Origin of the sequence: Neisseria sp. HMSC070F02 (assembly GCF_001814225.1) — a bacterium.
Classification (GTDB): domain Bacteria; phylum Pseudomonadota; class Gammaproteobacteria; order Burkholderiales; family Neisseriaceae; genus Neisseria; species Neisseria meningitidis.
In genome coordinates, this window is sequence record NZ_KV815410.1 from 1 (window position 1) to 8,858 (window position 8,858).

Consider the following 8,858-nt stretch of genomic DNA (forward strand, 5'->3'; position numbering starts at 1 on the left):
TAGGGAAAGTTGCACTTCAAATGCGAATCCGCCGACCTCTTTCAGTTACAGCAGCTTGATCCCTTTCCCTTATCCAACGGGGGGAAGGCTAGGATAGGGTGGCTTGCAAATATACAGAACAAGGGACAAGAGCCACCCTCTCTCCAACCCTCTCCCTCCGTACGGGAGGGGGTGGATTCTCGCGGGCGAAGCCCACGCTACGGTTAGCCTTTACCCCAGCACAAACAATTCCCGCCCGTGCGCCTTCAGCCAACTTTTAGCATTGTCGGTATGCGGCGTCAGCGTGTTCACCAAATGCCAAAAGCGCGGACTGTGGTCGGGGTGGCGGAGGTGGCAGAGTTCGTGGATGCAGACATAGTCGGCGACGTATTCGGGCGTGCCGATCAGCCGCCAGTTGAGGCGGATGCCGGTGTGCGGGCGGCATACGCCCCAAAAGGTTTTGGCGTTGCTCAGGTCTGTGGCGGTGGGCGTCAGTCCTGTTTCGGCTGCGTGTTTTTCAAGGCGGGGCAGCAGGTATTCGCGGGCGCGTTCGTTCAACAGGCGGCGCAGGTGGTCGATTTGTGCGGCGGTTTCTTTTCGGGGAAGCAGGATTTCAGACGACGTGATACGGATATGGCTTTGGCTGTGGGTATCCAGCTTGGTCTTTATTCCCCGATACCAAATCCACTCGGGTAAGTTTGGGTGGGAAACAGGATGCACGGGCGTTTTGGCAAGCGTGTTCCGCAAAATCGTTTCGTTTGCCGCCAGCCAGTTTGCTAACGCGTGGTCTTGAAAAAAGGGTGGGACGTTGATGCTGACCGTCTGCATATTGACGGGGCGCAGAATCAGATTTTTCTTGGCACTGCGTTTGAGTTCGATTTCGATGCACAAGCCGTCGGAAAGAGTATAGGTGAAGCGTTTCATAGTTGTGAATAGGTTTCAGACCGGATACATCGTCTGAAACAGGAATTTTCCATATCAGGCGGCAAACTTCGGATAATATACAAAATCAAACATCTGCGCTACAAGGTTCAGCCGAACAAGCCGCCGATATATTTGCTGATGGTGATGGCGCTGAGTACTGCCATCAAACCGACCACAATCACGCCGGAAACGGTGAGCCACAGCGGGTGTTTGTAGTCGCCGACAATTTTGGTTTTGTAGGCGGCAATCAGAATCAGACCGAGGGAAATCGGTAAAATCAGGCCGTTTAATGCGCCTACGAACACCAGCACCTGCGCCGGTTTGCCGATGGTGGAAAATACGGCGGTGGACACGGCGATAAAGGCAATAATCCATTTGTTTTTATTGCGTTCGATAGACGGGCTGAGACCGGAGAAGAACGACACCGAAGTATAAGCCGCACCAATCACCGAAGTAATCGAAGCCGCCCAAATCACCACGCCGAAAATCAGCAGGCCGATGTATCCCGCCGCATATTCAAACGGTGTGGAAGCAGGGTTGTCGGGATTGAGCTGTACGCCTTGGCTGACCACGCCCAAAACCGCCAAAAACAATACAATCCGCATAATCGAGGCAATCAGGATCGCCCGCACCGAGCTTTGGCTCACTTCCGGCAACGCCGATTTGCCTTTGATACCTGCGTCCAGCAGACGGTGCGCACCGGCGAAGGTGATGTAGCCGCCGACCGTGCCGCCCACCAGTGTAACAATCGCCATTGCATCGAGTTTTTCCGGCATAAAGGTATGCACGGCGGCATCTGCCAGCGGCGGATTCGCCTGCCATGCCACATAAACCGTCAGCGCAATCATTACGAAACCCATCACTTGGGCGAATTTGTCCATCACTTTGCCTGCTTCTTTAAACAGAAACACACCGATGGCAATCACGCCGCTGATCACGGCACCGGTTTCCGGCGACAGTCCGGTCAGCAGGTTCAGACCCAAGCCTGCGCCGCCGACGTTGCCAATATTGAACGCCAAACCGCCCATCACAATCAGCACAGCCAAGAAATAGCCTGCGCCGGGCAAGACCTGATTGGCAATATCCTGCGCCTGTTTTTCGGAAACGGCGACAATCCGCCAAATATTGAGCTGCGCCCCGATGTCGAGCAGAATCGAGAGCAGAATCACAAAGCCGAAACTTGCCGCCAGTGCTTGGGTGAAGGTGGCGGTTTGGGTCAGAAAGCCCGGGCCGATGGCGGAAGTCGCCATCAGGAATGCAGCGCCGATTAAGGCATTTCTGCGGTTTTTTTGATCAGACATAATCGCTTATCCTCTATAAAATTGGTTGTTGCTGTGTTTGGGCGAAACCTGCGGTTTTAGCTACGCAGAAACTCGCTTTGCTCGTTTTGGCGAAACCTGCGGTTTTCAGACGGCCTATGAACTGTTTTTCAAGCAGAAACTTTGATGCCTGCCGCCAGTAGTTCCTGCCGGATTTTTTCGGCAAACACCACGGCGTGCGGCCCGTCTCCGTGCAGACAGATGCTGTCGGCTTGCACGGCAACCAGGCTGCCGTCCACTGCTTTGACCTGCCCGTCCCGCACCATCTGCAATACTTGGGCGATGGCTTCTTCGTCGCTGTCCACCTGCGCATCGGGGCGGCTGCGGGGAACCAGCGTACCGTCGGGCATATAGCGGCGGTCGGCGAATACTTCGGAAATCACACCCAAGCCTGCGGCTTTTCCGGCTTCCAAGAGCAGGCTGCCGGAAAGTGCCATCAATTTCAATTTCGGGTCGAAATCCGCCACAATTCGGGCAACGGTATCCGCCAGCGCACGGTTTTTCGCCGCTTGATTGTACATTGCGCCGTGAGGTTTGACATAAGCCATTTCCAAACCCTGATCACGGCACAAGGCCTGCAATGCGCCCAACTGGTAATTCAGACACGCCCGCAAATCGGCTTCGGACAGATTCATTTCGGTACGGCCGAAGTTTTCCCGATCGGGATAGCCGGGGTGTGCTCCGATGCGCACGCCGTTTTGTTGGGCATACGCCAATGCCGCCCGAATATCGGCAATGCTGCCGGCGTGTTGGGCGCAGGCGATGTTGGCCGAAGTAATCAGCTGCAACAAGGCTTCGTCGCTGCCGCAGCCTTCGGCGAGATCGGCGTTTAAATCAACCTGCTTCATGGGTGATTCTCCGTATTTGGTTCAGATAGACTTGGTTTTTGCGCCGCAGGGCGGTGGCTTCTTTCAAGCCGATTATTTTGAATTTGACTTTGCTGCCGAAGCGCACCTGTGCCAGCCTGCCCAAATCGGCGGCGGCAACGGTAGCGATTTTCGGATAACCGCCGGTGGTTTGCGCATCGGCCAGCAGGATAATCGGTTTGCCGCCGGGCGGCACCTGCACGGTTCCTGCCTGAACAGCGTGGGACAGCATTTCCAAAGGTTGCGACAGGGTCAGCGGCTGTCCGTCGAAGCGGTAGCCCATGCGGTTGCTATCGCTTTGCAGCGTCCACGTTTCCCGTTCCAGATTCAGACGCCCTTTTTCACTGAAAGCGGCATATTCCGACGAAGGAACAAGGTGGACGGTATCGGTAAACGGTATCGGGGCAATGCCGACTTTGGACAATTCCTGCGCACCTTTGCCGATGGGGAGACAATCACCTTTTTGCAGCATTCTGCCCTGATGGCCGCCGAAACCGGCTTTCAGGTCGGTGCTTCTCGAACCCATCACTTCCGGCACATCAAATCCGCCCGCCACGCACACATAGCCGTACATGCCCTGCACGGCACGCACCATTTTCAAGGTCTGCCCTTTGCGGGCGGTATAACGCCAATACGAATAGACCGGTTCGCCGTCCAATTCCGCCTGATACACGGCACCGGTGAGACAAAACGGCGTATCCCGTTCAAACACCAGCATTATCCCGCCCAAAGCGATTTCGATTGCGGCCGTGCCTTCGTCGTTGCCCAATAAAATATTACCCGCCGCCAAAGCAACCGTGTCCATCGCACCGGCATGACCGATGCCGTAACGCCGGTGTCCGTAGCGTCCAGTATCCTGAATATGCGCCGGTGCCTGCACTGCCGAAACGTGAATCATGGCTCAATCCTTTCTGCAACAAAGCGGACTTGGTCACCCGCCGCCAGCAGGGTCGGCGGATTCAAATCGGCTCGGAACAAGGGTAATTCGGTTCTGCCGATAATCTGCCAGCCGCCGGGCGAAGCGAACGGATACACACCGGTCTGACTGCCGCCGATACCGACCGAACCGGCAGGAACGGACGTTCTCGGCACGGCACGGCGGGGCGTGTGCAATGCTTCGGGCAAGCCGCCCAGATAAGGGAAACCGGGCTGGAAGCCCATCATAAATACGGTATAAGTTTGCGCCGTATGGCGGCGGACGATTTCGGAAATAACCGTCTGATGGAAAGCAGCGACTTCCGCCAAATCCGGGCCGTATTCGCCGCCGTAGCAGACGGGAATTTCCACCAGTTTGCCCTGATGGTCTGTAACGGCGGTGTGTTCCCACACATATTGCAATTCATCGGCAAGCGTCGCCAAATCGGTATCGAAACGGGTGAACACGGTCAGATTGTTCATGCCGACCACCACTTCCTCAATCCTGTCGTGCTGCCCGAGCGCAGCGGCAAACGCCCACAACTTTTGCTGTTTGCCCAGTTCGGAAGGCGCATTCAGTCGGCAGACCAAAGCGGATTCGCTGATTGGTGTGATCTCTATTCTCATTTGTTGTTCATTTTGGTTATGTTTTAATGAATCTATATGCAGGGGCGGCGGTTTGTCAATATCTTCTGTGCTGCATCATCAAACCGTCGATTGGAAAAGTGCTGCCCTGCCGCTGCACTTTTTCAGACGACCTTAAACCGTTTCTATTAAAATAGCGCATTCCACTTTTCAGACGGCATCCTTATGTTTCCCGACCAATCCGCCCCCAACCTGCTGCAAGGCTTGAATCCCGAACAACTCTCCGCCGTGACCTGGCCGCCGCAATCCGCACTTGTGCTGGCGGGCGCGGGCAGCGGCAAAACGCGCGTGCTGACCACGCGCATCGCATGGCTGTTGCAAACCGGTCAGGCAAGCGTGCACAGCATTATGGCGGTAACGTTTACCAACAAAGCCGCCAAAGAAATGCAAACCCGACTCGGCGCGATGATTCCCATCAACGTCCGCGCCATGTGGCTCGGCACGTTCCACGGTCTCTGCCACCGCTTTTTGCGCCTGCACCACCGCGACGCCGGTCTGCCGTCTTCCTTTCAAATCCTCGACGGCGGCGACCAGCTTTCCCTCATCAAACGCCTGCTCAAAAGCCTCAACATCGCCGAAGAAATCATCGCGCCGCGTTCGCTGCAAGGCTTTATCAACGCGCAAAAAGAATCCGGCTTGCGCGCTTCCGTCTTGAGCGCGCCCGACCCGCACACAAGCCGCATGATCGAATGCTACGCCGAATACGACAAAATCTGCCAACGCGAAGGCGTGGTCGATTTTGCCGAACTCATGCTCCGCAGCTACGAAATGCTGCAAAGCAACGAAATCCTGCGCCAACACTACCAAAACCGCTTCAATCACATTCTGGTCGACGAATTCCAAGACACCAACAAACTGCAATACGCCTGGCTCAAACTCATGGCGGGCGGCAACGCGGCGGTATTTGCCGTCGGCGACGACGACCAAAGCATCTACCGTTTCCGTGGCGCAAACGTTGGCAATATGACCGCGCTGATGGAAGAATTCCACATCGACGCGCCCGTCAAACTCGAACAAAACTACCGCTCCGTCGGCAACATCCTCGCCGCCGCCAACGCCGTTATCGAAAACAACGACGAACGCCTCGGCAAAAACCTGCGCACCGACGCCGAAGCAGGCGACAAAATCCGCTACTACTCCGCCTTTACCGACCTCGAAGAAGCCCGGTTCATCGTGGACGAAACCAAAGCCCTCGAACGCGAAGGCTGGGATTTGGACGAAATCGCCGTCCTCTACCGCAGCAACGCCCAATCGCGCGTCATCGAACAAAGCCTGTTCCGCAGCGGCATCCCCTACAAAATCTACGGCGGCTTGCGCTTTTACGAACGCCAAGAAATCAAACACGCGCTCGCCTACCTACGCCTCGCCGTCAATCCCGACGACGACAACGCCCTTTTGCGCGTCATCAACTTCCCACCGCGCGGCATCGGCGCACGCACCGTCGAGAACCTTCAGACGGCCTCAAACGAACAAGGCATCACCCTTTGGCAGGCAGCCTGCAACGCCGGCGCGAAAGCCGCCAAAATCGCCGCCTTCGTCCGCCTGATTGAAGCACTGCGCAACCAAGTCGGACAACTGCCCCTGTCCGAAATCATCGTCGGCATCCTCAAAGACAGCGGCCTGACCGAACACTACCGAACCCAAAAAGGCGACAACCAAGACCGCCTCGACAACCTTGACGAACTCGTCAACGCCGCCATCGAGTTCAAACCCGAAGACAGCAACTTTGAAACCCTGCCCGAAAACATTTCAGACGACCCCGCCTTCCCCATCCTCGCTTTCTTGAGCAACGCCACCCTCGAATCCGGCGAAAATCAAGCAGGTGCAGGCGAAAAAGCCGTCCAACTCATGACCGTCCACGCCGCCAAAGGCTTGGAATTCAACGCCGTCTTCCTCACCGGCATGGAAGAAGGCCGCTTCCCCAGCGAAATGAGCCTTGCCGAACGCGGCGGCCTCGAAGAAGAACGCCGCCTCATGTACGTCGCCATCACCCGCGCCCGCAAACGCCTCTACATCACCATGGCACAGCAACGCATGCTGCACGGACAAACCCAATTCGGCATCGTCTCCCGCTTCGTCGAAGAAATCCCACCCGAAGTATTGCACTACCTGTCCGTCAAAAAGCCTGCCTACGACAGTTACGGCAACACGCGTCAAACTGCCACGTTCAAAGACAAAATCATCGACGACTACAAACAGCCGCAAACCTACGCAGGCTTCCGTATCGGACAAAACGTCCGCCACGCCAAATTCGGCACCGGCGTGATTATCGATGCCGCAGATAAAGGCGAATCCGCCCGACTGACCATCAACTTCGGCAAACAGGGCGTGAAAGAGTTGGATACCAAGTTTGCGAAATTGGAAGCGATGTAAATTTGAAATGCAGGCTGGATACTCGTATCCGACAAAAATATTTGACGCGTCTATCGTTTCCGAAAAACCGCTGTTGGAAAATGTCGGATTCGAGAATCCGACCTATGGCAAAAAACTGTAGCAAGGACAAGGCAAAAGGCCGTCTGAATCCGGTAACAACAAATTTTGCCGAAACCTCCGCCGTCATTCCCGCGCAGGCGGGAATCCAGACCTTTCGGCACGGGAACTTATCGGATAAAAGGTTTCTTTAGATTCCACGTTCTAGATTCCCGCCTGCGCGGGAATGACGGACGGTAAAAGCCGGGTATAGATACCTAACCCTTGTTTATAGCTGAAAATCAATAAGGAAGAACATTATGTCCCAAGTTTTTAAAGATTTTGATTTGTCCTCCGTATGGGAATCCGACAGTTGGGCAGATGAAAACTACAAAGAAGCCCCGTTTACCCCTGAAATTTTGGCTGCCGTAGAAAGTGAACTGGGCTATAAATTGCCGCAAAGTTTTATTGAATTGATGGCGGTACAAAACGGCGGAATATTTGTCAAAAACTGTTTTCCGACCACACAGAGAAATTCGTGGGCGAAAGATCATGTGCAAATTTGCGAGGTATCGGGCATCGGCTTTGAAAAAGAAGGGAGTTTGTGCGGCGAAACAGGGCAAAAACTTTGGATGGAAGAATGGGAATATCCGCCCATCGGCGTGTATTTTGCCAACGACCCGTCAGGCGGTCATGCCATGTTTGCCTTGGACTATCGGGAGTGTGGAAAAGACGGCGAGCCGAAAGTGGTGTTTGTCGAGCAAGAATCGGATTTTGAAATCGTCGAACTTGCCCCCGATTTTGAAACCTTTATCCGCAGCTTGCGGCATGAAGATGAGTTTATTGACGAGGAAATATAAAACGGCGGTTGAAAAACCGGAATCATCAAGGGAAAACGGGCGAAATAACGGATAATCGCTTGAATCCGTAAGGAAAACGGTTTGGTGAAACGCGCCATCCAAGACCTTTGCAAAGAAAAACTGTCTCCGACAGCATTGACATTATTAACAGAACTTATCAAGTTTGGAGCTATCTCAAATATAATTCGGTTATCCTTTTGTATCCATTAAATCATATGCTTCAATTAATTGTTGTTCTAGCTCTTGTACCAATTTTGAATTGCGAATTCCTGACACAATCTCAAATTCTTCTGCATCTATGCAAACACCTGCATAAATTTCAATAACAAGGGAACGCAATAATTGAAGCTCTTCTCTTGTTAAAGAAATAATAATGTCATCACCTGTGTAATTGATTATATTCATAATAATTTTATTTTTGTTTGTCAAAGTAAGTTTTGCCTAAGGTTGGTCTAAATGCAGTTCCACCATCTTTTGAATTTGGGTCTCTGATTACAATTGCTCCAGACTTATCATCCCAAATTGCTCTTATGTGTTTGGATTGTAATCTTCGAATTCCCAAGAAAAAAATCGTAATAAGTTTGAAAGTGTCAAATCCCAAGTTTCTTTTGAGCAATATTCTAATATTTTATCAATTTCACTTTTAATAATCTTATGATCAAACTGTTCTAATATTAATGCATTAGACCAAAAAAAACCTTCTTTATTACAATGATGGGAAATCCATTTAGGAGAACAAATGCAAAGTGAAAAAATAGATGAGCCTTGTTCTCCTTCGATTCCGATATCCAAATCTATCCATCTATGGAAATTATCTGGAATTTCGGGGGTAAATTTTTCAAAATCAATATCATATAAATTTATGCTTTTTAAATCCAATTTAATCATTAGGGCTGTCCTAGATAAATAGGGAAATTCAAATTAAGTTAGAATTATCCCTA

General features: G+C 52.5%; 9 protein-coding genes. 2 read left to right on the top strand and 7 right to left on the bottom strand.

Features of this window, described 5'->3' with window-relative positions:
• Positions 1–210 precede the first annotated feature (210 nt).
• The 5 genes from HMPREF2959_RS04780 to pxpB form a co-directional block, all read right to left on the bottom strand.
• Complete coding sequence (locus HMPREF2959_RS04780) at positions 211–903, bottom strand: YgjP family zinc-dependent metalloprotease (RefSeq protein ID WP_002215591.1); 693 nt, start codon at positions 901–903, stop codon at positions 211–213.
• A gap of 107 nt (positions 904–1,010) precedes the next feature.
• Positions 1,011–2,204, bottom strand: a complete 1,194-nt coding sequence (locus HMPREF2959_RS04785) for an NRAMP family divalent metal transporter (protein ID WP_002215592.1) — start codon at positions 2,202–2,204, stop codon at positions 1,011–1,013.
• Between the two features lie 128 nt (positions 2,205–2,332).
• The gene (gene pxpA, locus HMPREF2959_RS04790) at positions 2,333–3,070 is read right to left on the bottom strand and encodes a 5-oxoprolinase subunit PxpA (protein WP_002215593.1); all 738 of its coding nucleotides are present in this window, start codon (positions 3,068–3,070) and stop codon (positions 2,333–2,335) included.
• Positions 3,057–3,986, bottom strand: a complete 930-nt coding sequence (locus HMPREF2959_RS04795) for a 5-oxoprolinase subunit C family protein (RefSeq protein WP_002218633.1) — start codon at positions 3,984–3,986, stop codon at positions 3,057–3,059. Before HMPREF2959_RS04795 ends, pxpA begins: the two co-directional genes overlap by 14 nt.
• Entirely contained in the window at positions 3,983–4,630 is a 648-nt protein-coding gene (gene pxpB / locus HMPREF2959_RS04800; RefSeq protein ID WP_002215596.1) for a 5-oxoprolinase subunit PxpB, read from the bottom strand. The genes HMPREF2959_RS04795 and pxpB overlap by 4 nt, the downstream gene beginning before the upstream one ends.
• A 183-nt stretch (positions 4,631–4,813) precedes the next feature.
• On the opposite strand from pxpB, the gene uvrD reads away from it, so the two are divergent.
• Both uvrD and HMPREF2959_RS04815 read left to right on the top strand, forming a co-directional pair.
• Positions 4,814–7,021, top strand: a complete 2,208-nt coding sequence (gene uvrD, locus HMPREF2959_RS04810) for a DNA helicase II (protein WP_061728288.1) — start codon at positions 4,814–4,816, stop codon at positions 7,019–7,021.
• Between the two features lie 356 nt (positions 7,022–7,377).
• Complete coding sequence (locus HMPREF2959_RS04815) at positions 7,378–7,917, top strand: SMI1/KNR4 family protein (protein ID WP_002221902.1); 540 nt, start codon at positions 7,378–7,380, stop codon at positions 7,915–7,917.
• Between the two features lie 189 nt (positions 7,918–8,106).
• On the opposite strand, the gene HMPREF2959_RS04820 is transcribed toward HMPREF2959_RS04815, so the two are convergent.
• Positions 8,107–8,322, bottom strand: coding sequence for a hypothetical protein (locus HMPREF2959_RS04820; protein WP_002242218.1), 216 nt, complete (start codon positions 8,320–8,322; stop codon positions 8,107–8,109).
• A 123-nt stretch (positions 8,323–8,445) separates the two neighbouring features.
• Positions 8,446–8,805: an immunity 8 family protein gene (locus HMPREF2959_RS04830; protein WP_002215099.1), complete on the bottom strand. Its 360-nt coding sequence runs from the start codon at positions 8,803–8,805 to the stop codon at positions 8,446–8,448.
• Between the last annotated feature and the right edge of the window lie 53 nt (positions 8,806–8,858).